Origin of the sequence: Streptomyces purpurascens (assembly GCF_045040895.1) — a bacterium.
GTDB classification, from domain to species: domain Bacteria; phylum Actinomycetota; class Actinomycetes; order Streptomycetales; family Streptomycetaceae; genus Streptomyces; species Streptomyces purpurascens.
This window is the reverse complement of record NZ_CP108341.1, coordinates 1325713-1349177: the sequence shown is the minus strand read 5'-3', so window position 1 is coordinate 1349177 and position 23465 is coordinate 1325713. Positions and strand designations below refer to the sequence as shown.

22 protein-coding genes are annotated in these 23465 nt (G+C 73.1%); 9 read left to right on the top strand and 13 right to left on the bottom strand.

Annotated elements, in window-relative coordinates; all coding sequences use genetic code 11:
- Positions 1-11: 11 nt before the first annotated feature.
- Positions 12-680, top strand: coding sequence for a transcriptional regulator (locus OHU35_RS06100; protein ID WP_189724375.1), 669 nt, complete (start codon positions 12-14; stop codon positions 678-680).
- A 6-nt stretch (positions 681-686) separates the two neighbouring features.
- Here the strand turns inward: OHU35_RS06100 and OHU35_RS06095 are convergent, their stop codons facing one another.
- The 5 genes from OHU35_RS06095 to OHU35_RS06075 form a co-directional block, all read right to left on the bottom strand.
- The gene (locus OHU35_RS06095; protein ID WP_031107888.1) at positions 687-923 is read right to left on the bottom strand and encodes a DUF6213 family protein; all 237 of its coding nucleotides are present in this window, start codon (positions 921-923) and stop codon (positions 687-689) included.
- A gap of 25 nt (positions 924-948) precedes the next feature.
- Entirely contained in the window at positions 949-2334 is a 1386-nt protein-coding gene (locus OHU35_RS06090) for an NADP-dependent succinic semialdehyde dehydrogenase (protein ID WP_189724374.1), read from the bottom strand.
- 76 nt (positions 2335-2410) lie between these two features.
- Positions 2411-2869, bottom strand: a complete 459-nt coding sequence (locus OHU35_RS06085) for an NUDIX domain-containing protein (protein ID WP_189724373.1) — start codon at positions 2867-2869, stop codon at positions 2411-2413.
- Positions 2866-4404 carry an ATP-dependent DNA ligase gene (locus OHU35_RS06080; protein ID WP_189724372.1) on the bottom strand — a complete coding sequence of 513 codons (1539 nt, stop codon included), beginning with the start codon at positions 4402-4404 and terminating at the stop codon, positions 2866-2868. The genes OHU35_RS06085 and OHU35_RS06080 overlap by 4 nt, the downstream gene beginning before the upstream one ends.
- Before the next feature lie 240 nt (positions 4405-4644).
- Positions 4645-5598: an NAD(P)/FAD-dependent oxidoreductase gene (locus tag OHU35_RS06075; protein ID WP_189724371.1), complete on the bottom strand. Its 954-nt coding sequence runs from the start codon at positions 5596-5598 to the stop codon at positions 4645-4647.
- Between the two features lie 77 nt (positions 5599-5675).
- Between OHU35_RS06075 and OHU35_RS06070 the strand changes: the two genes are divergently transcribed.
- From OHU35_RS06070 to OHU35_RS06045, 6 genes are all read left to right on the top strand, one after another.
- Entirely contained in the window at positions 5676-6248 is a 573-nt protein-coding gene (locus OHU35_RS06070; protein ID WP_189724370.1) for a helix-turn-helix domain-containing protein, read from the top strand.
- Positions 6249-6335: 87 nt separating this feature from the next.
- The gene (locus OHU35_RS06065; protein ID WP_189724369.1) at positions 6336-7304 is read left to right on the top strand and encodes an NADPH:quinone oxidoreductase family protein; all 969 of its coding nucleotides are present in this window, start codon (positions 6336-6338) and stop codon (positions 7302-7304) included.
- Positions 7305-7324: 20 nt separating this feature from the next.
- The gene (locus OHU35_RS06060; protein ID WP_189724586.1) at positions 7325-8506 is read left to right on the top strand and encodes an acyl-CoA dehydrogenase family protein; all 1182 of its coding nucleotides are present in this window, start codon (positions 7325-7327) and stop codon (positions 8504-8506) included.
- The gene (locus OHU35_RS06055; RefSeq protein ID WP_189724368.1) at positions 8503-9576 is read left to right on the top strand and encodes an acyl-CoA dehydrogenase family protein; all 1074 of its coding nucleotides are present in this window, start codon (positions 8503-8505) and stop codon (positions 9574-9576) included. The genes OHU35_RS06060 and OHU35_RS06055 overlap by 4 nt, the downstream gene beginning before the upstream one ends.
- A gap of 185 nt (positions 9577-9761) precedes the next feature.
- Complete coding sequence (locus OHU35_RS06050; protein WP_189724367.1) at positions 9762-10625, top strand: phosphatidylinositol-specific phospholipase C/glycerophosphodiester phosphodiesterase family protein; 864 nt, start codon at positions 9762-9764, stop codon at positions 10623-10625.
- 111 nt (positions 10626-10736) lie between these two features.
- Complete coding sequence (locus tag OHU35_RS06045; protein ID WP_189724366.1) at positions 10737-10931, top strand: hypothetical protein; 195 nt, start codon at positions 10737-10739, stop codon at positions 10929-10931.
- Positions 10932-10957: 26 nt separating this feature from the next.
- Here the strand turns inward: OHU35_RS06045 and OHU35_RS06040 are convergent, their stop codons facing one another.
- From OHU35_RS06040 to xylB, 6 genes are all read right to left on the bottom strand, one after another.
- Positions 10958-12151 (bottom strand): phosphodiester glycosidase family protein, encoded by a 1194-nt coding sequence (locus OHU35_RS06040; RefSeq protein ID WP_267943650.1) that lies wholly within the window; start codon positions 12149-12151, stop codon positions 10958-10960.
- A gap of 168 nt (positions 12152-12319) precedes the next feature.
- The gene (locus OHU35_RS06035) at positions 12320-13492 is read right to left on the bottom strand and encodes a bifunctional class I SAM-dependent methyltransferase/NUDIX hydrolase (protein WP_189724364.1); all 1173 of its coding nucleotides are present in this window, start codon (positions 13490-13492) and stop codon (positions 12320-12322) included.
- Between the two features lie 3 nt (positions 13493-13495).
- A complete protein-coding gene (locus OHU35_RS06030) occupies positions 13496-13891 on the bottom strand; it encodes a luciferase family protein (protein WP_189724363.1) in 396 nt (131 codons plus the stop codon).
- Positions 13892-13997: 106 nt separating this feature from the next.
- Positions 13998-14600 (bottom strand): N-acetylmuramoyl-L-alanine amidase, encoded by a 603-nt coding sequence (locus OHU35_RS06025; RefSeq protein ID WP_189724362.1) that lies wholly within the window; start codon positions 14598-14600, stop codon positions 13998-14000.
- A gap of 178 nt (positions 14601-14778) precedes the next feature.
- Complete coding sequence (locus OHU35_RS06020) at positions 14779-15987, bottom strand: ROK family protein (protein ID WP_405504970.1); 1209 nt, start codon at positions 15985-15987, stop codon at positions 14779-14781.
- A gap of 15 nt (positions 15988-16002) precedes the next feature.
- Entirely contained in the window at positions 16003-17448 is a 1446-nt protein-coding gene (gene xylB / locus OHU35_RS06015) for a xylulokinase (protein ID WP_405504968.1), read from the bottom strand.
- 141 nt (positions 17449-17589) lie between these two features.
- On the opposite strand from xylB, the gene xylA reads away from it, so the two are divergent.
- Positions 17590-18756, top strand: coding sequence for a xylose isomerase (gene xylA, locus OHU35_RS06010; RefSeq protein WP_189724359.1), 1167 nt, complete (start codon positions 17590-17592; stop codon positions 18754-18756).
- 91 nt (positions 18757-18847) lie between these two features.
- On the top strand, positions 18848-19183 hold the full coding sequence (locus tag OHU35_RS06005) for a hypothetical protein (RefSeq protein ID WP_359895081.1): 336 nt from the start codon (positions 18848-18850) through the stop codon (positions 19181-19183).
- On the opposite strand, the gene OHU35_RS06000 is transcribed toward OHU35_RS06005, so the two are convergent.
- Both OHU35_RS06000 and OHU35_RS05995 read right to left on the bottom strand, forming a co-directional pair.
- Complete coding sequence (locus OHU35_RS06000; RefSeq protein WP_359895082.1) at positions 19172-20449, bottom strand: SWF or SNF family helicase; 1278 nt, start codon at positions 20447-20449, stop codon at positions 19172-19174. The genes OHU35_RS06005 and OHU35_RS06000 overlap by 12 nt on opposite strands.
- A complete protein-coding gene (locus OHU35_RS05995; RefSeq protein WP_405504965.1) occupies positions 20446-23268 on the bottom strand; it encodes a DEAD/DEAH box helicase in 2823 nt (940 codons plus the stop codon). Before OHU35_RS05995 ends, OHU35_RS06000 begins: the two co-directional genes overlap by 4 nt.
- Positions 23269-23465: the final 197 nt, after the last annotated feature.

Genomic DNA, 23465 nt, shown 5'->3' with positions numbered 1-23465 from the left:
CGGAGGACGCGATGACGCGCACGGCCCGGGACCTGCTGCGGACGACCACGGCCCAACTCGCCCCGGACCCCCTCTCCAACCCCCTGGTCCCCCGGATCGCCCAGGGCGCGGCCCCCCGCGGCACCCTCGCCGCACTCGCCCTGGAACAGTCCTGGGTGATCCCCGCGGACCGCCGCGCGTTCCTCCATCTGGCCGAGCGTTCCCTCGTCACCGCACCCGAGGCCGCGGCCTTCTTCCGGAGCCTCGCGGAGGGCGAGGCACTGGCGGAAGAACTGCTGCCCTCGCTCACACAGGCGTGCGGAGTGGAAGAGAAGGCGGCCGCGTCCTACGAGCCGCTCGCCGGCTGCCAGGCCTACCCCGCGTACGTGGCGTGGCTGTCCCTGAACGGCTCACCGGCGGATGTCGTCCTGGCCCTGACGGCCAACTTCTCGGCGTGGGGCGGCTATTGCGCGACGATCACCAAGGCCCTGCGGGCTCACTATGGCTTCAGGGAAGAGGCCTGCGCGTTCTTCGACTTGTTCGCGGAGCCGTCACCCGAGCTGGACGCGAAGGCCGTGGCGGCGGTACAGGCGGGGCTGGACACCGGGCAACTGAACGAGTCCCTGGCAGCTGGATACGGCCGCTTGCTCCAGCACTACGAGGCGATGTTCTGGTCCACGCTCGGGGATCTGCCCTCTTAGCCCAGCTCAGGTCGCACTCCCACTGCTGTGCGCGATACAAGCCACGTCAATCCGATCAGCCAGCTTCGCAAGCTCGATCGTCAACGCCGCAACGGTGTCCTCGTCAAGACCCGACTCCCCGGCCTCCACCAACCGCACCCACCGACCCCCCAACGTCCGCAACAGCTTGCTGACATCCGCCGCAGCCACCTGCAAGGTCCCGTGGTCGTCGACGATCAACGGCAGAGTCACTTCGCGGTTCACAGACGGGATCGTAGCCCCGCAAGACTCACGCACCGTGCCAAACAGTCGTGATGTTGCAGAACTCCCGGATTCCGTGCCCGGACAGCTCACGGCCGTACCCGGACCGCTTCACCCCGCCGAACGGGAACCCCGGATGGGAGGCCGTCATCCCGTTGACGAACACCCCGCCCGCCTCCAGATCCCGTACGAACCGGTCCACCTCGGCCTCGTCCCGCGTCCACACGTTCGAACTCAGTCCGAAGGGCGAGTCGTTCGCGATCAGAACGGCCTCGTCGAGGTCGGCCGCCCGGTACAGCGTGGCGACCGGACCGAACGCCTCCTCCCGGTGGATGCGCATCTCGCGGGTGATGCCGGCGAGGATCGTCGGCGCGTAGTACCAGCCGGGCCCCTCGGGCCGTTCGCCACCGCACAGCACCTCCGCACCGCCGCGCACCGCGTCGTCGACCAGTTCCTCCACATCGCGCAGTCCCTGCTCGCTGGAGAGCGGCCCGACGTCGGTGTCCTCGGCCGTGGGGTCGCCGACCTTCAGCGCCCGCATGCCCTCGGCGAAACGCGCGGCGAAGGCGTCGTAGACATCCGTGTGCACGATGAACCGCTTCGCGGCGATACAGGACTGCCCGGTGTTCTGCACCCGCGCGGTCACCGCGACCTTCGCCGCCCGGTCGATGTCGGCGGAGGGCATGACGACGAACGGGTCGCTGCCGCCCAGCTCCAGCACGGTCTTCTTGACCATCTCGCCGGCGGTGGAGGCGACCGCGCGGCCCGCGGGCTCGCTGCCGGTGAGGGTGGCCGCCCTGACCCGCTCGTCGCGCAGGATCTCGTCGACCGCGCCGGAGCCGATGAGCAGGGTCTGGAAGCAGCCCTCGGTGAAGCCCGCCCGGTGGAACAGGTCCTCCAGGTAGAGGGCGGTCTGCGGGACGTTCGAGGCGTGCTTCAGCAGGCCCACGTTCCCCGCCATCAGCGCGGGCGCGGCGAAGCGGATCACCTGCCACAGCGGGAAGTTCCACGGCATCACCGCCAGCACCGGACCCAGCGGCCGGTAGCGCACGCGTACGCGTGAGGCGCCCGAGTCCTTCACGTCGGTGTCGGCGGGTTCCTCGTCGGCGAGCAGTTCCTCGGCGTGCTCGGCGTACCAGCGCATCGCCTTGGCGCACTTCGCGGCCTCGGCCCGGGCCTGCTGGATCGGCTTGCCCATCTCGGTGGTCATCACGCGGGCGATGTCCTGCTGATCCTCTTCGAGGAGGTCGGCGGCCTTGTTCAGCAGCCGGGCGCGCTCGTCGAACGTCGTCGTCCGGTACGTGCGGAACGTGGCCTCCGCGAGCTGGAGCCGGCGCTCGATCTCCTCCTGGCCCATGGCCTCGTACGTCTTGAGCGTCTCGCCGTTCGCCGGGTTCACCGTCGCGATGGGCATGGCTGACCTCCCTCGGTGCGGGCTGTGTCTCGACCTTCCCGCGCGGCGGAGGGGACCGCAACGCGGGAGCGTCTCCTCAGGGCGAGTGCTCCGCCAAGCGGTCGAGAAACGCCGCCTGCGCCTTGACGATCACCTCGCGGGCCCGGTCGAGGGCGAACCACGCCACCCGGTCCAGCTCGGGGAACTCCTGGAACTGTCCCGACCTCGGCGGCCACTCCATCCGGAACGTGCCGGGCGTGATCGTCGCCGGGTCGAGGTCCGCCTCGATCGCCCACGCCGTGACGATCTTGCCGTTGGTCTGCCGGACCTCGCCCAGCTCGATGGCCTCGCCGTCGGGTGGGGGCAGCCCCAGTTCTTCCTCGAACTCACGGCGGGCGGCCGCCCAGGCGGGCTCGTCGGGCTCGTACTCGCCCTTGGGAACGGTCCACGCACCGGCGTCGCGCCGGGCGAAGAACGGGCCGCCCATATGGCCGAGCAGCACTTCCGGGCCGTTGCCGGTGTGGCGGAAGAGCAGCAGGCCCGCGCTGCGCTTCACGGGTGCACCTGCGGATGCGCGGCCAGCAGGGTCTCCACCGTGTCGGCGTCCTCCGGGCGCTTGTCCTCCCGGTAGCGGATCACGCGGGCGAAGCGGAGGGTGACGCCGGCCGGGTAGCGGGTGGAGCGTTGCAGGCCGTCGTAGGCGATCTCGACGACGAGTTCCGGGCGTACGGTCACGACGTAGCCGTTGTCGTCGACGGCGAGCTGCTGGAGCCGTTCGGTCTGCCAGGCCAGCAGGGCATCGGTCATGCCCTTGAAGGTCTTGCCGAGCATGGCGAAACCGCCGTCGGCGGTGCGGGCGCCGAGGTGGAGGTTGGAGAGCTTGCCGGTGCGGCGGCCGTGGCCCCACTCGGCGGCCAGCACCACCAGGTCGAGCGTGTGGACGGGCTTGACCTTCAGCCAGGACGCGCCGCGCCGGCCCGCGCTGTAGGAGGCGTCCAGCGCCTTGACGACGACGCCCTCGTGGCCTCGCTCCAGGGCCTCGGCGAGGAACTCCTCCGCCGTGCCCACGTCGTCCGGGCCGGACATCGTCGTACGCCGCACCCGCATCGGCTCGGGGACCAGCCGGGCCAGCTCCGCGTGCCGCTCGGCGAACGGCAGGTCGAGCAGGTCGCGGCCGTCGACGGACAGCGCGTCGAAGAAGACGGGGGAGACGGGGACCGCGCGGGCGGCCGTCGCCACGTCCGTGCGGGAGCCGACGCGTCCCGCGGTCTCCTGGAACGAGCGGGGGCGCCCGCCTTCGTCGAAGGAGATCACCTCCCCGTCCAGGATGAACCGCTCGCCCCTCAACTCCAGGGCGGCGGCCGTCACTTCGGGCAGGCGGCCGGTGATGTCGTCGAGGGTGCGGGTGTAGAGCCGTACCGTGTCGCCGTCCCGGTGCACCTGGACGCGGATGCCGTCCAGTTTCTCCTCGACCGCGCAGGCGCCGAGCTTGTCCACCGCCTCGGCGACCGAGGAGGCGCTGTGCGCCAGCATCGGCCAGACCGGGCGGCCGACCGTGAGGCGGAAGCGGTCCAGGGCGGCGGGGCCCTCCGCGAGCAGCGCCTCGGCCACCGTCTGGAGGGAGCCCGCGAGCATCACCGCCCGCCGGACGTCCGCCGGGGGCGCCCCGGTCGCCTGGGCCAGCCCCTCGACCGCGACGGCGTCCAGCGCGCCCTGCCGCACCTCGCCGGTGAGCAGCCCGAGCAGGAACCGCTGCTCGTCCTCGGTGGCCGCGCCCATCAACTCCCCGACCAGCCGGGCCCGTTCCGCCTGGGAGCCGGGGCCGGACACCTTGCTCAGCTCCGCCAGCCGGGCGTCCACCTCCCGCACGGTCAGGCCCGGTTCCGCGGCCGGGGCGACCGGGCGGCCCAGCACCTTCCAGCCGACGCCGATCCGGCCCTGCGGCAGCCGTCCCGCCAGATACGGGATGACGATCGGCACGTCGTCCGCCTCCGCGTCCCGGAACAGCTCCGCGAGCAGGGCCGTCTTCCGGGACCGCGCCGAGGTGGCGGCGACCTCCTGGGACACTCGGGCCAGCCGGTGCAGCAGCATGCAGCCATGGTGCACCGGAGGCGGCACCTCTACACCCGGGCGGCGGTGCCGAGGTCCGGTCGTCTGCGGTCCGATGACGGCGGAGGCGGCGCTCCCGCACTCGGACGGACGCGTCCAGGTTCTCCGGGCGGTGTTCGCTGCGCACGCCCGACGGGCCGGGTGTCGCGACCACCGCCGAGAGCTCGCCGCGGCGTCCCGGTCCGTCATCAGCAGGTCGCCGACGGCCGGGAAGCGGCCCTTCTACAGCCCGGTGGCCGCGTCGAGATCCGTCATCAGCAGATCCCCGACGATCGCGGACGCCGCCCGGTAGCCGCCGCTCGCCGCGTGCACGACCTGCTCGGCGAAGCCGATCGCGTTGCCCGCGGCCCACACTCCGGGCACGGTCGTCAGGCCCGTCGGGTCGATCACGGGGTACGCGCCGAAGGGCGTCTCCCGCAAGTCGGCGCCGAGCTGTTCCAGCAGGCCGGTCTGCGGGACGGCGTGCGGGGCGACGAACAGCACGGAGCGGGCGTGTGTCGTGCCGCCGGCGAGCCGGACGTCGGTGAGCCGGTCGTCCTCGACCAGCAGCCCGGTGACCTCGCCCGGCACCACGTCGACGCCGGCCGCGGCGAGCCTGCGCAGATCCTCGCCGGAAAGCTCCTCCTCGGCGACCGTGTGCAGGAAGAACCGCACGTCCTTCGACCACTGGGACACCATCAGTGCCTGGTGCACGCTCTTCGGGGCCGTCCCGAGCACGCCGAACGGCTGGTCGCGCACCTCCCAGCCGTGGCAGAACGGGCAGTGCAGCACGTCCCGGCCGAACCGCTCGGCCAGCCCGGGGACCGCCGGCAGTTCGTCCTTCAGCCCGGTCGCGACGACCAGCCGCCGGGCCCGTACGGTCCGCCCGCCGGCCAGCACCACGGCGAAGTCCTCGCCCCGCTCCACGGCGCCGTCCCCGCCCCGCTCGACCGCCACCACCCGGTCCCGCACGAGGTCCACGCCGTAGCGCGCGATCTCCTCCCGGCCGATGGCGAGGAACTCGGCGGGCGGCATGCCGTCCCGGGTCAGGAAGCCCTGCATGTGCGCGGCGGGAGCGTTGCGCGGCTCGCCCGCGTCGACGACCAGCGTGCGCTGCCGGGCCCGGCCCAGCACCAGTGCCGCGGACAGGCCCGCGGCGCCGCCGCCGACGACCACGACTGCGTAGTTCTCGGTCATGTGACCACCTCCACTGCCGAGCGTCGCCCTGGCCTTACGGTATTGACAAATATGTTTGCCGAACCTGCAATACGACCATGACCACGGACGAGGTACTCGCGGGCGTCGGCCCCCGGCTGCGGCAGATGCGCAAGGAGCGGGAGGTGACCCTGGCGGCGCTCTCCGAGACCACCGGCATCTCCGTCAGCACCCTGTCCCGGCTGGAGTCCGGACTGCGTAAACCCAGTCTGGAACTGCTGCTGCCGATCGCGCGCGCTCACCAGGTGGCCCTGGACGAGCTCGTCGGTGCCGCGCCGACAGGCGATCCGCGCGTGCGGTCCAAGCCCATCGTGATGGGCGGGCGCACCCTCTGGCCGCTCACCCGCCAGCCGGGCGGCCTGCAGGCCTACAAGGTGCTGGAGCCCCAGCGGAAGGAGGAACCGGAGCCGCGCACCCATGAGGGCTACGAGTGGTTGTACGTGCTGTCCGGGAAGCTGCGCCTCGTGCTGGGCGAGCACGACGTCGTGCTCACGGCGGGGGAGGCGGCCGAGTTCGACACGCGGGTGCCGCACTGGTTCGGGTCGGCGGGGGAGGGGCCCGCGGAGTTCCTCAGTCTGTTCGGTCCGCAGGGGGAGCGGATGCATGTGCGGGCGCGGCCCAAGAAGTCGTGACCCACATGACTGTTCCCTGATCGGCAAGCAACCGCTTAGTATGCAAACCGACCCCGGTCAGACGAAGCAGTCCCGTGGAGGCCCCGCATGCAGGCATGGCAAGTGCACGAGAACGGCGAGCCGGGCGAGGTGTTGCGCCTGGCGGACGTGGCGCGGCCGGTGCCCGGCGACGGCCAGGTCCTGCTGAAGGTGCGCGCCGCGAACATCAACTTCCCGGACGCCCTGCTGTGCCGGGGCCAGTACCAGGTCAGGCCGCCGCTGCCGTTCACCCCCGGCGTCGAGATCTGCGGCGAGACCGAGGACGGCCGCCGCGTGATCGCCAACCCGGCACTGCCCCACGGCGGCTTCGCCGAGTACGCCGTCGCCGATGCCGCCGCCCTGCTGCCCGCTCCGGACGCCCTGGACGACGCGGAGGCCGCGGCCCTGCACATCGGCTACCAGACCGGCTGGTTCGGACTGCACCGCCGGGCCGGTCTGGAGGCCGGCGAGACCCTGCTCGTCCACGCTGCCGCAGGAGGGGTCGGCAGCGCGGCCGTGCAGCTCGGGAAGGCCGCCGGCGCCACCGTCATCGGTGTCGTCGGCGGCCCCGGGAAAGCGGCCGTCGCCCGTGAGCTGGGCTGCGACGTCGTGATCGACCGGCGCGCCGAGGACGTCGTCGCCGCCGTCAAGGAGGCCACCGGAGGCCGGGGCGCCGACGTCGTCTACGACCCGGTCGGCGGCGAGGCCTACACCCAGTCCGCCAAGGTCGTCGCCTTCGAGGGGCGCATCATCGTCGTCGGCTTCGCCGGCGGCACGATCCCCAGCCCGGCCCTGAACCACGCCCTGGTGAAGAACTACTCGATCATGGGCCTGCACTGGGGCCTGTACAACACCAAGAACCCGAAGCTGGTCCAGCACTGCCACGAGCAGCTCACCGAGCTGGCCGCCCGGGGCGCGATCAAGCCGCTGGTGAGCGAGCGCGTCCCGCTCTCGGGGGCGGCCGCCGCCGTGCAGAAGGTCGCGGACGGCCTGACCACCGGACGGATCGCCGTCGTCATGGAGGAGGCAGCAGCATGACCAGCGCGGAGCAGCGCAGTGTGACCGGCGCCGAGGAACTGCGCGACCGTACCCGGGAGTTGCTGGCCGCGCACCCGCCGGCCTCGACCGACCGCCTGGACTTCCTCCGGGCCCGTTTCGATGCCGGACTGGCGTGGGTGCACTACCCGGAGGGCCTCGGCGGAGTCGGTGCGCCCCGTTCCCTCCAGGCCGTCGTGGACGCCGAACTGGAGGCGGCCGGGGCGCCCGACAACGACCCGCGGCGGATCGGTATCGGCCTCGGGATGGCCGCGCCGACGATCCTCAAGTACGGCACCGAGGAGCAGAAGCAGCGGTTCCTCAGGCCCCTCTGGGTGGGCGAGGAGGTCTGGTGCCAGCTGTTCAGCGAGCCGGGCGCCGGGTCCGACCTCGCCGCGCTCGGCACGCGTGCCGTCCGTGCGGGCGACAGCTGGGTGATCAACGGGCAGAAGGTCTGGACGTCCAGCGCCCATGTGGCCCGCTGGGCGATCCTCATCGCCCGCACCGACCCGGACGTGCCCAAGCACCGGGGCATCACGTACTTCGTCTGCGACATGACCGACCCGGGCGTCGAGGTGCGGCCGCTGCGGCAGGTCACCGGCGAGGCCGAGTTCAACGAGGTGTTCCTCACCGACGTCCGGATCCCGGACGCCCGCCGCCTGGGCGAGGTCGGCGACGGCTGGCGGGTCGCGCAGACCACGCTGAACAACGAACGCGTCGCCATCGGCGGCATGCGACTGCCCCGCGAGGGCGGCATGATCGGACCGGTCTCCAAGACCTGGCGCGAGCGGCCCGAGCTGCGCACCCACGACCTGCATCAGCGTCTGCTGAAGCTCTGGGTCGAGGCCGAGGTCGCACGGCTCACCAGCGAACGGCTGCGCCAGCAGCTCGTCGTGGGCCAGCCCGGTCCCGAAGGCGCCGGCATGAAGCTCGCCTTCGCCCGCCTCAACCAGGAGATCAGCGGCCTGGACGTGGAACTCCTCGGCGAGGAGGGCCTGTTGTACGACGACTGGACCATGCGCCGCCCGGAACTGGTCGACTTCACCGGCCGTGAGGCCGGCTACCGCTATCTGCGCTCCAAGGGCAACAGCATCGAGGGCGGGACCACCGAGATCCTGCTGAACATCGTCGCCGAGCGCGTCCTCGGCCTGCCCGCCGAACCGCGCACCGACAAGGACGTCGCCTGGAAGGACCTGGCCCGATGACGGATCTTCTCTACTCCGAGGAGGAAGAGGCGCTGCGGGCCGCCGTACGGGACCTGCTCGCCGACCACTGCGACGCGCCCGGGGTGATCGCCCGCACCGAGTCGGACACCCCGCACGACCGTGAGGCCTGGAAGGCGCTCGCCGACGGCATGGGCCTCGCGGGGCTCCTGGTGCCCGAGGCCAAGGGCGGCCAGGGTGCCACGCACCGCGAAGCCGCCGTCGTCCTGGAGGAGCTGGGCCGCGCGGTCGCTCCCGTGCCCTATCTGACCAGCGCCGTCGTCGCTACCGAGGCGCTGCTCGCCTGCGACGCCGACGACCTGCTCGCCGACCTGGCGACCGGGCGGCGGATCGGCGCCCTCGCCGTCGCGCTGAACATCGCACCGGGCACCGCCTACAAGGTGGTCCGGCACGAGGACGGCCGGCTGCGCGGCGAACTGACCGGCATCGCGGACGCGGCCGTCGCGGACGTCCTGCTCGTGCCCGCCGACGACGGCGGCCTGTACGCGGTCGACGCCACGGCGGCGACCGTCACGCCCCAGGTCTCCCTGGACCTGACCCGGCCGCTGGCGACCGTCACGCTCGACGGGGTGCCGGGCCGTCTGCTGGGCGACGCCGAACCCGCCGTACGCCGGGCCCTGACCGCCGGAGCCGGGCTGCTCACCTCCGAACAGTTCGGGCTCGCCGACTGGGCGCTGACGGAGACCGTCCGCTATCTGAAGGAACGCAAGCAGTTCAACCGGCCCGTCGGCGGCTTCCAGGCGCTCAAGCACCGGCTGGCCCAGCTGTGGCTGGAGGTCGTCAACCTCCGCGCGGCCGCCCGCAACGCCGCCGACGCGCTGGCGAACGGCGAGGACGTCGAGGTGGCCGTCACCGTCGCCCAGGCCTTCGCGGCACCCGTGGCCGTGCACGCCGCCGAGGAGGCGCTGCAACTGCACGGCGGCCTCGGCATGACGTGGGAGCACCCGGCGCACCTGTACCTGAAGCGCGCGAAGGCCGACTCGATCGCCTACGGCACGGCGGGCGCCCACCGCGAGGCCCTGGCCGGACTCGTCGACCTCCAGGCCCCCTGACATACACCTGGTCGACGTGCGGGGAAAGCCCGTCCCACCTGGGGCGGGCTTTTTCGTGTGCCCCGCTCCGGTGAAGTGAACGCGGGGCGGCAGTCCGGCCAACTCCGTGCACGGGCCTGCTTCTTGGACCTGCCGGGACCCCATACTCGCAGGGTTCCCGTACGGCACTTCCAGGGAGGCAGAGCATGGCCCTCACCACCCGTCGCAGAGCCCTCACCACCCTCGGCGCCGCCCTCGCGGGCTCGGTCGCCCTCCCCGCCACCCCCGCGGCGGCCGGCGAACGACGGCACGGGTGCCGCCCGTTGTGGCGCGCCCACGCCCACAACGACTACGAGCACCCGCGCCCCCTCCTCGACGCCCTCGACCACCGGTTCGGCAGTGTCGAGGCCGACATCTACCTCGTGGGCGACCAGCTTCTCGTCGCCCACGACCCGGAGGACCTCGACCCGTCCCGCACCCTCGAGTCCCTCTACCTCGACCCGCTCGCCGCCCGCGTCCGGGCCAACCGCGGCCGTGTGTACCGGGGGTACCGCGGCTCGCTGCAACTCCTCGTCGACATCAAGACCGAGGGCTCGTCGACCTATCTCGAGCTCGACCGCCACCTCAGGCGCTACCGGCACCTGTTCACGACGTACGCCCACGGCCGGGTCCTCCCCGGCCCGGTCACCGCCGTGATCTCCGGCGACCGCGCGGCCCGCGCCCCCATGGAGGCCCAGAGCGTTCGGCGCGCGTTCTACGACGGCCGACTCGCCGACCTCGGCAGCCAGGCCCCGGCCTCCTTCGTCCCGCTGATCAGCGACAACTGGACGCTCAACTTCGGCTGGCAGGGCGTGGGCGCGTTCCCGGACGCCGAGCGGGAGAAGCTGCGGGGCATCGTCCGGGCCGCGCACGCGCGGCGGCAGAAGGTGCGGTTCTGGGCGACCCCGGATCTGGCCGGGCCCGCCCGTGACGCGGTGTGGGCGGAACTGCTCGCCGCGGACGTCGACCACCTCAACACCGACGACCTCGCCGGACTGGAGGCGTTCCTGGACGCCCGCCGGGCGGCGTAGGACTTCACACGTTCGGCGGACAGGTCAGCCCACCGGACGAACCCTCCGCTACGCCACACTTGCGGCCGAACGCCGTGAATCGGATAGGGCGGCGTGGCGGAGGAGTTGACGATGGCCATTTCCATCTCTGTGGTGCTGCTGCTCGTGATCCTTGCGGTGATCTTCCTGCGCAACGGCGGGCTGAAGGTCTCCCATGCGCTGGTCTGCCTGCTGCTCGGCTTCTACCTGGCCAGCACGAGCATCGCCCCCACCATCCACAGCGGCATCACGGCGACGGCGGAGATCGTCAGCAGCTTGAGGCCTTGAGGCGAGGCCATGAGGCCTTGGGGCCGCTAGCCCGAGAACACTCCGATGCCGTTCGGGACGGCGCGTTCGGCGCCGCCGCTGGGGTGGTTGCGTACGGACACGGTGCTCGCGCCCGACTTCCGGGCGACCAGCGTCGACGACCCTCCGCCGTCCAGGCTCAAGGCGTCCTGTGAGCCCAGCCGCCGCATGGTGTCGGCCACTTCGGCGATCGTCATGCCGCTGCGGTAGGCGGTGCCACCGTCCAGCGCGAGCAGCAGCATGCGCCGCCCGTCGTCGGCGAGCCCCACGGCGGTACGGACGGCCGACGCCGTGTCGTCCAGACCCGGCAGCGGCCGGCCGCCCGAGAGGACCGGGTAGCCGCCGAGGGCGAGACGGTACGGGACGCCGCTCGTGGCAGCGACGAGACCGTGCTCGATCTCGACCGGTTCGCCGGTGGAGAACTTCCGCAGCTGCTGGGCGCCCGCCTCCCGGCCGACCAGCACGGTCGTCCCCGCGGCGATGGGGCCGCGGCCGGGGGTGTCGGCGGCCGATGCGACCTTGCCGTCGCGGACCGTCACCTCGTAGGTGTCCGTGCTGCACGGAGCGGCCCGGTCCGTGTCCGTGCCGCAGGTGGCGCGCACCCGTGAGGCACTGCCCCACTCGGAGGTGAACGCGCCGACGGAACCCACCGGCAGCGCGTACTGGTTGAGCCCGCCGAGCGGCAGCCGCGTCCCGGAGGCGCGGACCGAGCCGTCGAGGGCCAGCCGGTCCAGCCGGGCCCGCCCGTCGGTGCCCACACCGAACACGTCCTCGGTGGTCGTGCCGGGCGGCAGCTCCGGGCCGAACCGCTGGCCGTTCGGCACGGCCGCCTTGAGCGTTCGCCCGGCCGTGATCGCCGGCCCGACGCTCGCGCCGGTCGCCTCGACGCCCGGGTGCTGCGTCTCGGTGATGTTGAAGAAGTCGCCGTTGACACCGGCGACGGCCCCCTGCGCGTCGGCCATCCGCGAGACCTGCGCGCGCGAGGCCACCGCCCCGGCGTACAGCAGATCCACCTGCACGCGCGGGTTGCCCAGGTCGACCTTCAGCACATGCGCGTGTGTCACTCCCTTGGCCGCCTGGATGTCGAAGTGCTCGTAGGTGACGCCCGGCGCGACACGGACGCGCTTCTGGACGGCGTCGGCCGGAGCCGCCCCCGCCAGGGCCGCACCGGCCAGTGCGCCGAACGCCGTGAGAAACGCCAGTACCGCTCTGCCTCTGCCTGCTCCGCGTCGCTTGTGACGACCTGTCACCGTGCCCCCTGATGTCTCGTCAGATGTCCTCTGGGCAGTGGACCAGACGTCGGGGCTCAGGAGTACGGCTGACTGCCGACTAGGCGGAAACAGTCGGAAAAACACACCCCTCCGGGTGCTTCAGCTGCCGTCCGTTCCAGTGGCGTACGGCGTGTAGTGCGCGGGCGCGTGTTCGATCGGCAGATCCGGCCGCCAGGCCGTGAGGGCCTGCGCGCTGCACACGAACAGCTGCTCCGGCAGCCGGTCCAGGCCGAACCAGCGCCAGCGGCCCACGCTCTCCTCGGGCTGGTCCGCCGGCTCGCCCCGCCAGACGGTGACCCGGGCGGCGACGGTCACCCGGACGACCCCGTCGGCATCGTCGAGGAGCGTCCCCAGCAGCCGGACGTCCTCCGGCCGTGCCGCGAGCCCGGTCTCCTCGCGCAGTTCGCGCACCGCCGTCTCCCGCAACGACTCCCCGGGTTCCACCGTCCCGCCGGGCAGCTCCCATGTGCCGCGCCGGTGCCGGCCCAGGAGCAGTCCGCGGGGCCCGTACAGGATGGCCCCGACCCCGAGCGCGGCATGGGCCGGTGGCGGTCGGTCGACGCGCGGCCGGGACGAGACGCGGACGGGCCGGGTCACCTGGAAGAGCCGGTAGGACGCGTGGTTTCCGGCCTGCGGCGTGTCCAGGACGTCGACGTGCTCCACGCGCAGCCCGTACTCGGTGAGCAGCTCCGTCCAGAGGTCCGGGGTGAGGACCCACATGTGGACGGTGATGTCACCGCCGCCGGCCAACCGCAGGACCTCGGGCCGGGCCGTGACCCGGTCCGACGGGCCGTCACCCCGCGAGTTGGTGTGCAGCACCGTGAAGCAGAGCCTGCCGCCCGGCCTGAGCGCCGAGGCCAGGGCGGGCAGCAGCCGGTGCGGGTCGAGGTACGGGACGGCATGCAGGGAGTAGATGACGTCGTACGGCTCCGCCGCGCGCAGATGCTCCACCGCGTCGGCCAGGACCAGCCGCAGCCCGGGCAGCGAGCCGTAGCGGGCACGGGCCCGTTCGTACTGGCCGGCCGAGGCGTCGACCGCGTCCACCAGCGCACTGTGGGCACGCACCAGATGGGCGGCGTGCCGCGCCGGACCGCACCCCAGGTCAAGCACCCGCCGGCCGGCGAGGTCCCCGAGGATCTCGGTCCCCGGCCCCGTGCCCTCGACTCCCCAGTCGATCCGCGCCACCTCGGGCAGCTCCGTGCCCCGCCGCAGATGGTGAGCTCCGTACGCACGCCAGGCCTCGGCGTTGGCGTCCTCCGGTGGTGTCACCAAGGCTCAGCCGCCCGCGGCGGCGTCGCGCGGGAGCACCCTGACACGGTGGAAGTTGCATCCGACGGGCCGCGGCTCGTCGGCGGCGGGCGGGGTCTGGTGGGCCTTGAGCGCGATGCTCACCAGGCTCAGCAGCAGGTCGACGTCCGCTTCGCAGTCGAGGTGGACCGTCACCCAGGACGATCCGGGAACCAGGTGGATCGCGCTCGAACCGGCGAGGTCGTAGTGGAAGCGCTGGATGGCCCGGCGGGTGAGGTGGAGGTCCACGTCCCGTGCCGAGTGGAAGTGGACGATCTCGTCACGGACGGAACGGAGCGCCCGTCCGGTGCCGCAACTCGCCGGGCCCGGCATCAGGTCGGGCCAGGCCTGCAGGCGCTCCAGGGCGCGCTGGGCCAGAGTCATGGCCCCATCGTCGCGTGCTTACCGTGCCGCAACCAGAGGTTGAGCGCTTTGTAACCGGGACGTGAGGTGGGGTGAGGGGGTGGGAGGCGGCTCGGGCGGCTCCTTCTCAGGCGGAGTCTCTGACCAGTCTCATGTAGCGCTTCCAGTCCCAGTGGCGCCCCGGGTCGGTGTGGTCGCTGCCCGGTACCTCGTGGTGGCCGATGATGTGTGTCCGGTTCCGGGGGATGCCGTGCCGCGCGCAGATCGCCGCGGTGAGCCGGGCCGATTCCTCGTACACGGCGTCGGTGAAGTACGAGGGCTGGTCCACCCAGCCCTCGTGCTCGATGCCGATGCCGCGCCTGTTGTAGTCCCAGTTCCCCGCGTGCCACGCGATGTCGGCCTCGCGCACGGACTGCGCCACGTGCCCGTCGGCCGAGCGCACCACGTAGTGCGCGGACACCTGCTTCCTCGGGTTCCGGAAGATGGACAGGGTGCCGGCGAAGGTCGTCTGCGCGACGTGGATGATCACGCGGTCGACGGGATGGCCGCGGGGGCGGTTCGACGCCGTGTAGTTGGCGCCGGTCGCCGGGTGCCACTCGGCTCCGGGGTGGTCGGGGGCTTGGGGCCGGGCAGCGGCCCGTGTGCCGGGGAGCAGGACGTACGGGACGGCGGTGAGGGCGGCGCCGACGAGGACGCCTCGCCTGCTGGGGAGCGGTGCTGCCTGGTCCATGACGGGATGCCTTTCGCTTCGACGGATCATCACGGTACGGCGCCTGCCGGTCCGTCAGAAGGGAGCGACGTGGTTCGGTGGACGGGCTGGGGATTGTGGATAACTCGCCTACCCCATCGGGTGATTCGGGCTGCCCGGGGACCGTGTCCGGGTCCGCCCGTCCATCGCTGTCCGGTGGTCAGGCCCGCGCGGCGACGGCCGCCGGATCGTCCAGCACCGCCCGCACGACCGAGTGCGCCGCCCCCAGCAACGGCCCCTCCGGGCCCAGCCGTGACACGGACACGGGACAGGCCGGACCCGCGGTGCGCCGCGCCAGTTCCTCCCGCAGCGAGGGCAGCAGCCAGGGCGCGAGACCGGACAGCTCCCCGCCCAGCACCACGCTCTGCGGGTCGAGCAGGTTGACCGCCCCGGTCAGGGCGACACCGAGCGCGGTGCCCGCGTCGCGCAGGGCACGGCGTACGTCCTCGTCGCCCTTGGCGGCGCGCCCCGCGAGCAGCCCCACGCGGTCCTCGTCCGGCTCCAGGCCCGCCGCCCGCAGCACCGCCTCCTCACCGGCGTACTGCTCCAGGCATCCGCGCCCGCCGCACGCGCACGCCGGCCCGTCCGGCCGGACCGGCACATGTCCCAACTCGCCCGCGAAACCCCGTGTTCCGCGCAGCAGTCCGCCGTCCACGACGACGGCAGCGCCGATGCCGATCTCCGCCGACACATGCAGGAAGTCGCGCGGCGTGCCGTCCTCGAGCCAGAGTTCGGCGAGCGCGCCGAAGTTGGCCTCGTTGTCCACGGTCAGCGGCAGGTCCGCCGGCAGCAGGCCACCGAGGTCCGTGTCGTGCCAGTCGAGGTTCGGGGCGCGTACGACGGTCCGGGCGTCGCGCGCCACCAGACCCGGTACGGCCACGGCGAGTCCGGCGGGCCACAGACCCTCGCCCTCCGCCTCGGCGACGACCCGGCCGATCAGTTCGGTGAGCTCCGCGATCACGGGCCCGGGGGAGCGGCCACGGTTCGCGCCCTGCCGAATCGCCCGCGACCGGGTCGTGCCGCGCAGGTCGACGGCACAGACCGCGAGATGGTCGACGCCGATCTCCGCGCCGATCCCGGCCGGGCCCCGTCCGCTGACGGCGAGCGCGGAGCCGGGGCGGCCCACCCGGCCGGGCCGCTCGGGCCCCAGCTCCTCGATCAGCCCCGAGCGGACGAGTTCGTCGACGAGCGTCGACACCGCGGCCCGGGTCAGCCCGATCCGCGACGCGACGGCGGCCCGGGACAGCGGCCCTTCGGCGCGGACGGCGTGCAGGACACGGGCGAGGTTGCGGCGGCGCATGCCCTGCTGGGTGTCGGGCAGTGCGCGTCCCGGCCCCGCCGGGTGAGCCTCGTGCAGCGGTGCGGTCATGCCTGACGCCAGTCCTCAGTGGGTGTCCGTGGGCCGCTCCAGCAGCGGGGCCGCGTCGGAGAGTACCCCGGCGATCCTGGCGAGCGTCTCCTCGTCCCGCTCGACGGCGTCGAGCACCGGCCCGGCCGCCGTGTCCCAGCGGCGTGCCACGGCCGCCGCGTCCTCCCCGGTCAGCAGCCCGGCCGCCTGCGCTGCCGCGCCGAGCGCCACCAGCTCCCTGGCCTCGGGCACCTGCACGGGACGTCCCGAAAGCCTTCGTACGGTCTGCTGCCAGGCCGCGCCCCGGGCGCCGCCGCCGATCAGCAGCAGGGGCTCCGAGGGGTCGGCGTCCTGGTCCAGGACCAGGTCGAGCGCGCCGAGCAGGGAGTGCACGGCACCGTCGTAGGCGGCCTGGAGCAACTGGCCGCCGGTGGTGTCGTGGCGCAGGCCGTGCAGCAGTCCGGAGGCGTTGGGCAGGTTCGGGGTGCGCTCGCCGTCCAGATAGGGGAGCAGGGTGACGGCCGTGCCGGGTTCCACGGCGTCGCGGTCCAGGCCCAGCAGCGTCGCGACGCGGTCGACGGCGAGGGTGCAGTTCAGGGTGCAGGCCAGCGGCAGCCATTCACCGCGGGCGTCGGCGAAGCCCGCCACCGTGCCGCTCGGGTCGGCGGGCCGGTGCCGCGAGACGGCGTACACCGTGCCCGAGGTGCCGAGGCTCATCACCGGCACACCCGGACGCAGCCCGAGGCCCAGCGCCGCGGCCGCGTTGTCGCCGGTCCCGGGCGCGACCAGAGTCCCCTTGGAGAACGGCAGGTCGTGGCTGTCGCGCACCGTGCCGGCCACCTCCCCGGGCCGGACCACCCGGGGCAGCAGGGCCGGGTCCAGCCCCACGTGCGCCAGGATCTCCTCGTCGTACGACTCCGTCCCGGACGCCCACCAGCCGGTCCCCGAGACGTCGCCGCGGTCGGTCGTGCCCTGCCCGGTGAGCCGCTCGGTGAGGTAGTCGTGGGGGAGGCGCACGGCCTTCGTGGCCCGGACCGCCTCCGGCTCGTGCTCGGCCAGCCAGGCCCACTTGGTGACCGTGAAGGAGGCGGCGGGGACGCTTCCGGTGCGCTCGGCCCAGACCTTCGCGCCGCCCAGTTCCTCGGTCAGCCTGCGTGCCTGCGGCGCCGAGCGCACGTCGTTCCACAACAGGGCGGGACGCACCGGCTCGCCCCGGTCGTCCAGGGTGACCAGGCCGTGCTGCTGCCCGCCGACCGAGACCGCGGCGGCCTCGTGCGCCGCGTCACCGCACTGGCGCAGGGCCTCGCACAGCGCGTCCCACCACTGGCGCGGATCGCTCTCGCGTCCTGCCCCCGAGGAGACGGTGTGCGGGGCCTGGCCGCTCGCCACGACCCGGCCGGTGGCCGCGTCGACGACCAGCGCCTTGGTGGACTGGGTGGACGAGTCCACGCCGACGACGAGCGGACCCTCGGCTGCTGACATCGGGCTTCTCCCTCTTCTCTCGTCCATCTCCGGTCCTGCTTCTCTCGTTCCGGGACACCTTGTCTCTTCCCAGAGAGGTGCTCGCATACTAATTTGTAAATCGCCATGACGAAATAGTCCCAGCGAGCAAGGAGCCGCGGCATGAGCTACCAGCCCACCCCCGAGGACAGGTTCACCTTCGGCCTGTGGACCGTCGGCTGGCAGGGACGGGATCCCTTCGGCGACGCCACGCGACGTGCTCTCGACCCGGTCGAGTCGGTGCAGCGTCTGTCCGAGCTCGGCGCGCACGGCGTCACCTTCCACGACGACGACCTGATCCCGTTCGGCTCGAGCGACACCGAGCGCGAGGCCCACATCAAGCGCTTCCGGCAGGCGCTGGACGCCACGGGCATGAAGGTCCCGATGGCGACCACCAACCTCTTCACGCACCCGGTCTTCAAGGACGGTGCGTTCACCGCCAACGACCGCGACGTACGCCGCTACGCGCTGCGCAAGACCATCCGCAACATCGACCTCGCCGCCGAGCTCGGCGCCCAGGTGTACGTGGCCTGGGGCGGCCGCGAGGGTGCCGAGTCCGGCGCCGCCAAGGACGTCCGCGCGGCCCTGGACCGGATGAAGGAGGCCTTCGACCTGCTCGGCGAGTACGTCACCTCCCAGGGCTACGACCTGCGCTTCGCGATCGAGCCCAAGCCGAACGAGCCGCGCGGCGACATCCTGCTGCCGACCGTCGGCCACGCCCTGGCGTTCATCGAACGCCTGGAGCGTCCGGAGCTGTACGGCGTCAACCCCGAGGTCGGCCACGAGCAGATGGCCGGGCTGAACTTCCCGCACGGCATCGCACAGGCCCTGTGGGCGGGCAAGCTGTTCCACATCGACCTCAACGGCCAGTCCGGCATCAAGTACGACCAGGACCTGCGCTTCGGCGCCGGCGATCTGCGTGCCGCGTTCTGGCTGGTCGACCTTCTGGAGTCGGCCGGCTACACCGGTCCGCGGCACTTCGACTTCAAGCCCCCGCGGACCGAGGACCTCGACGGGGTGTGGGCGTCGGCGGCCGGCTGCATGCGCAACTACCTCATCCTCAAGGACCGCGCCGCGGCGTTCCGTGCCGACCCGGAGGTCCAGGAGGCGCTGCGTGCGGCCCGCCTGGACGAGCTGGCCCAGCCCACCGCCGCGGACGGCCTCCAGGACCTGCTCGCCGACCGGTCGGCCTTCGAGGCCTTCGACGTCGACGCGGCCGCCGCCCGCGGCATGGCCTTCGAGCACCTGGATCAGCTGGCCATGGACCATCTTCTGGGAGCACGCGGCTGAGTCCACCGCCTGGAATGCTACGGAATCATGCGATCCACGCCATGAGTCCGTAGCAACTCCCGTGCACCGCTCGCGTCCTGAGCGGTGCACGGTGACCCTGGTCGCTATGGCCCTGCCGCCCGTACCGCCTCAGCGGCGGAATCCGCTGCTCATCCTGATCACCGTGCTCGTGGCCGCCGCAGCCGTGTGCGCGGTGGTGCTGATGGCCAGGGGAGGCGACGACTCGCCGGACCGGGAGCCGCCCGCCGGGAGCACGAGCCGCACCCCTGCTCCGTCCTACGGCATCCCCACCAAGCTGCCCACCGAAGTGCCCAGCGAGCTGCGGACCCGGTTGCCGTCGGGCTTTCCGAGCCGATTGCCGAGCGATCTGCCCAGCGATCTCGAATCGCTCCTCCCGTCGCTGGACGCCGGCGAGCTACTGCCGTAGGGGCGCCTCTTCCGGTGCGGCTCCGTCTGCGGCGGTCGGCTCCGCCGAGGTCAGGGCCGTCGCCGGATCCTGTGCGGCGCCCCCTGCGGGTACCCAGCGGCCGCGTTCCTCGCGGTACGGCCACCACCGGCCGTCCCGGCCGAGGCGCAGCTGGACCGGAGCGCCGGCGACCGTCCACCGGTTGCCCCGCGCCCGCAGCCGGGGCCGCTCGTCCGTGTCCCAGGCCGACTCCAGGGCGGCACGCGCGCGTGCGAGCGCTTCGCCCTCCACCCGCCACTCCTCGTCGAGCACGGCCAGCGCGGCCGTACCGCCGAGGTGCCAGGCACGGACCGCCGCTTCGAGCCCCTCCCGGCCGCGTCCCGACCCGTCGGCGAGACGGTCCGCCACGTCGCGTCCGGGGTCGCCCGCGGCCAGCCGCACGGCGTCCTGCTCCACCGTCAACTCCGCGTCGGAGGTGCCCCGGAGGGCCTCCGCGAGCAGGTGGTGGGCCTGTACGGCGGTTCGCGCGGCCAGGAACTCCAGCGCGGCCGGGTCGATGCCGGGAGCGGGCGGCGTCTCGGTGTCCAGGGACGGCGGCACCCCCGGCTCGTCGGGGAGTCCATGCAGGTCCGGCAGTGGAGGCAGGATGTCACCGGCCGCGTACGCCTCGGCCGCGTCCACCCCCTCCGGCCCGGAGGACTCCGCGGCGGATCCGCCGCCGCGGGTCTGGAGATCGTCCAGCAGGGCGGCTTCATCGCGGCCCCGCATCAGCATCAGGACGAAGGGATCCTGGTCCAGCAGCCGCGCCACCTGGTAGCAGAGCGCCGCCGTGTGGCCGCAGTGGTCCCAGGCGTCGCAGTCGCACTCCGGCTCCAGATCGCCCAGACCCGGCAGCAGCTCGACACCCGCGGCCGTCGCGTCCTCGACCAGGTGCGGCGGCATCTCCCGGTCCAGCAGCGCCGCCACATGCCCGGCCCGCTCCGCCGTCATGTCCAGGAAGCGGTCCCACTGTTCGGGCGAGAGCTCCTCCAGCAGGACGTCGGCCCGGTGCGCCGTGCGGTCGCGGTCCTGGACGACGGCCGTGAGCCGTCCCGGGCGTACCGACACCGCGCCGACCGCTCCCGCGCGGGCGAGCCGTCGGCCCGTCTTGAGCTGCGCCGAGTCCAGCGCCGTGTCCTCCAGGGTCTTCAGCCAGGCCTGGCCCCACCAGGTCTGCGCGAAGCCCCGTCCCTGCGCGGGCGGCAGTGCCGCGAACGTGCGCTCCATGTCACCGTCGTACCGAGTCATCGCAGGCCCCCTCGCAGTTCGACCAGTTCCGCCAGTTCCGCGTCCGTCAGCTCCGTGAGCGCCGCCTCGCCGGAGCCCAGGACGGCGTCCGCCAGCTCCCGCTTGCGGACCAGCAGTTCGGCGATTCGGTCCTCGATGGTTCCCTCCGCGATGATCCGGTGCACCTGCACGGGCCGGGTCTGGCCGATCCGGTAGGCGCGGTCGGTGGCCTGCGCCTCGACGGCCGGGTTCCACCAGCGGTCGTAGTGCACGACGTGCTCGGCCCGGGTGAGGTTCAGACCGGTGCCCGCCGCCTTCAACGACAGCAGGAACACCGGCACTTCGCCGTCCTGGAAGCGCCGCACCATGGCCTCCCGCTCGGTGACGGGCGTCCCGCCGTGCAGGAACTGCGAGGGCGTGCCGCGGGTGGCCAGGTGCCGTTCGAGGAGGCGGGCCATCTGGACGTACTGCGTGAAGATCAGCACGCCCGCCTCCTCGGCGAGAATCGTGTCGAGCAGTTCGTCCAGCAGTTCCAGCTTCCCGGAGCGTTTGGCGATCACCGGGCGCTCCTCCTTGAGGTACTGCGCCGGGTGGTTGCAGATCTGCTTGAGGCCGGTCAGCAGCTTCACGATCAGGCCGCGCCGCGCCATGCTGCCGGCGCCTGAGATCTCCGCCAGCGCCTCGCGCACCACCGCCTCGTACAGCCCCGTCTGCTCCTGGGTGAGCGACACGGCGTGATCGGTCTCGGTCTTCGGCGGCAGCTCGGGTGCGATCCCCGGGTCCGCCTTGCGGCGGCGGAGCAGGAACGGCCGTACGAGCCGGGCCAGCCGGTCCGCGGCGGCCGGGTCCTGACCGCCCTCGACGGCCTCCGCGTACCGCCTGCGGAAGGTGCCGAGCCGGCCCAGCAGCCCCGGAGTGGTCCAGTCGAGGATCGCCCACAGCTCCGACAGGTTGTTCTCCACCGGGGTGCCGGTGAGCGCCACGCGCGCGCGTGCGCCGATGGCACGCAGCTCCCGCGCGGTCGAGGAGTACGGGTTCTTCACGTGCTGGGCCTCGTCCGCCACGAGCATGCCCCACGGCACCCCGGTGAGCCGGGGCGCGTCCAGGCGCATCGTGCCGTACGTGGTGAGCACGAACTCCCCGTCGGCCAGGTCGTCGAGGCTGCGCCGTGCACCGTGGAAGCGACGCACGGGGGTGCCGGGCGCGAACCGCTCGATCTCCCGCTGCCAGTTGCCCATCAGGGACGTCGGGCAGACCACCAGGGTGGGCCCGGCGGACTCGGGGTCGGTCTGCCGGTGCAGGTGCAGGGCGATCAGCGTGATCGTCTTGCCGAGCCCCATGTCGTCGGCGAGGCAGCAGCCGAGGCCCAGGGAGGTCATGCCGGCGAGCCAGTTCAGGCCCCGCCGCTGGTAGTCCCGCAAGGTGGCCGCGAGGGCGGCGGGCTGCTCCACGGGCTGCTGCGCCTCGGGGTCCGCGAGCCGCTCCCGCAGGGCCGCCAGCCATCCGGTGGGCCGTACCTCGACCCGGCTGCCCTCCACCTCGGCCCAGCCCGTCAGGGCAGCGCCCAGCGCATCCACCGGTGTGACCTTGTGGTCCTGCCGGGAGCGGGCGAGCCGTACCTCCTGAGGGTCGATCAGGACCCACTGGTCACGCAGTCGCACCACGGGGCGCTTGGCCTCGGCGAGCCGGTCCAGCTCCTCGCGGCTCAGCCGCCGGTCGCCCAGCGCGAACGACCAGTTGAAGGCGAGCAGCGCGTCGGCGGACAGGAACGACGGCAGGGCCGCGACGGACCTGCCGGACTCCTCCGCCTCGTCGTCGAAGGGCCCCACCGGCCCCACCTCCGCGCGCGTGGTGAGCTCGCGGGTCAGTCCCTTCGGCCAGTGCACGTCGACTCCGGCCGCCGCCAGTGCGCGGGCGCCCGCGCCGAGCAGTTCGGTGACCTCCTCGTCGGCGAGATCGACCGCGTCCGGCACGGTCGCCGACAGCAGCGGCGTGAGCGTGGCCCAGGCCCGGGCCGCGCGCCGCAGGGCGAGCAGGGCGTCCATCCGCGCGCGCGGGCCGAAGGCCTCGCCCCTGGCGCCGGCCCAGACCTCCGCGGCGTCCGCGACCAGCGCGGGATCGCTCACGCTGTGCACCTGGAGCACGGCCCGGAACGTCACGTCCGCGTCGGCCACCGTGTCCGTCAGGCCGGGCGCCTCGATCCGCAGCGACAGCCGCACCCCCGCGTCGTGGCCCGCGGCGACGTCGGCGGCCCAGGCGCGCTGCTCGGGCAGATACACCGGCTCGGGCGACGCGTAGGCGGGCCCGCCGGTCACCAGCGGTGCGGCGGGGGAGCGGGGCAGGGTGTCGGCGACGGCGTCGAGGAAGGCGCGCAGGAGCCGCTCCGGGTCGGGCAGCCGCAGCGGCCCCGCGCCAGACAGCGGCACGGCGTGCGCCTCGGGCGGCATCGCGGCGGCGAGCCGGCGCAGGGCCTCGATGTCCTGGGCGCGCAGGGGACCGGTGCGCCAGGCGTCGTGGTCGCCCGGGGACAGCCCCGGCAGCAGCAGCCCGCGCGCCACGAGGTGCAGGGCGTGCACGGCCGCCGCGCCCCAGAACACGGTGGACCGGTGCCCCTGCGCGCTCACCCGCGCGCGGGTGAGGACCGGCAGGGCCGCGTGCACCGGCATCAGGACGGCGGGCACGCTCGCTGCCTCGATTCCGTCGCCGCCGGGCACGACGACGGTCAGGTCCACGGCGGAAGCCGATGCCACGGACGCCGAAGCCAGGGCCGGCGGGGCCTCCCCGTCGGGCCCCCAGAAGGCGATGCGGCCGGTGCGGGCCGGGTCGCCGGGCAGGAACACGGCGCGGCAGTGGGCCAGTTCGGAGGAGACGGAGGCAGGTGCGGAGGAGGGTACCGAGGGGGTGGCGGTGGAGAGCGAGGAGGAGGGGGCCGGGGGAGTCGGATGCTCGGCTATGGCTGATTCCTCAAACTTGACTAGTGAGTCGGAGTCGCCGAGGGTACAGCACGTCTGGCGCACACGGGTATGACTGGGGTGTG

What these genes read in the sequence shown, in the direction of transcription:
- OHU35_RS06100 (WP_189724375.1), top strand. Translation starts at nt 12, where the DNA reads ATGACGCGCACGGCCCGGGACCTGCTGCGGACGACCACGGCCCAACTC.
- OHU35_RS06090 (WP_189724374.1), bottom strand. Translation starts at nt 2,334, where the DNA reads ATGCCCATCGCGACGGTGAACCCGGCGAACGGCGAGACGCTCAAGACG.
- OHU35_RS06080 (WP_189724372.1), bottom strand. Translation starts at nt 4,404, where the DNA reads ATGCTGCTGCACCGGCTGGCCCGAGTGTCCCAGGAGGTCGCCGCCACC.
- OHU35_RS06075 (WP_189724371.1), bottom strand. Translation starts at nt 5,598, where the DNA reads ATGACCGAGAACTACGCAGTCGTGGTCGTCGGCGGCGGCGCCGCGGGC.
- OHU35_RS06070 (WP_189724370.1), top strand. Translation starts at nt 5,676, where the DNA reads ATGACCACGGACGAGGTACTCGCGGGCGTCGGCCCCCGGCTGCGGCAG.
- OHU35_RS06065 (WP_189724369.1), top strand. Translation starts at nt 6,336, where the DNA reads ATGCAGGCATGGCAAGTGCACGAGAACGGCGAGCCGGGCGAGGTGTTG.
- OHU35_RS06055 (WP_189724368.1), top strand. Translation starts at nt 8,503, where the DNA reads ATGACGGATCTTCTCTACTCCGAGGAGGAAGAGGCGCTGCGGGCCGCC.
- OHU35_RS06050 (WP_189724367.1), top strand. Translation starts at nt 9,762, where the DNA reads ATGGCCCTCACCACCCGTCGCAGAGCCCTCACCACCCTCGGCGCCGCC.
- OHU35_RS06045 (WP_189724366.1), top strand. Translation starts at nt 10,737, where the DNA reads ATGGCCATTTCCATCTCTGTGGTGCTGCTGCTCGTGATCCTTGCGGTG.
- OHU35_RS06030 (WP_189724363.1), bottom strand. Translation starts at nt 13,891, where the DNA reads ATGACTCTGGCCCAGCGCGCCCTGGAGCGCCTGCAGGCCTGGCCCGAC.
- OHU35_RS06025 (WP_189724362.1), bottom strand. Translation starts at nt 14,600, where the DNA reads ATGGACCAGGCAGCACCGCTCCCCAGCAGGCGAGGCGTCCTCGTCGGC.
- OHU35_RS06020 (WP_405504970.1), bottom strand. Translation starts at nt 15,987, where the DNA reads ATGACCGCACCGCTGCACGAGGCTCACCCGGCGGGGCCGGGACGCGCA.
- xylB (WP_405504968.1), bottom strand. Translation starts at nt 17,448, where the DNA reads ATGTCAGCAGCCGAGGGTCCGCTCGTCGTCGGCGTGGACTCGTCCACC.
- xylA (WP_189724359.1), top strand. Translation starts at nt 17,590, where the DNA reads ATGAGCTACCAGCCCACCCCCGAGGACAGGTTCACCTTCGGCCTGTGG.
- OHU35_RS06000 (WP_359895082.1), bottom strand. Translation starts at nt 20,449, where the DNA reads ATGACTCGGTACGACGGTGACATGGAGCGCACGTTCGCGGCACTGCCG.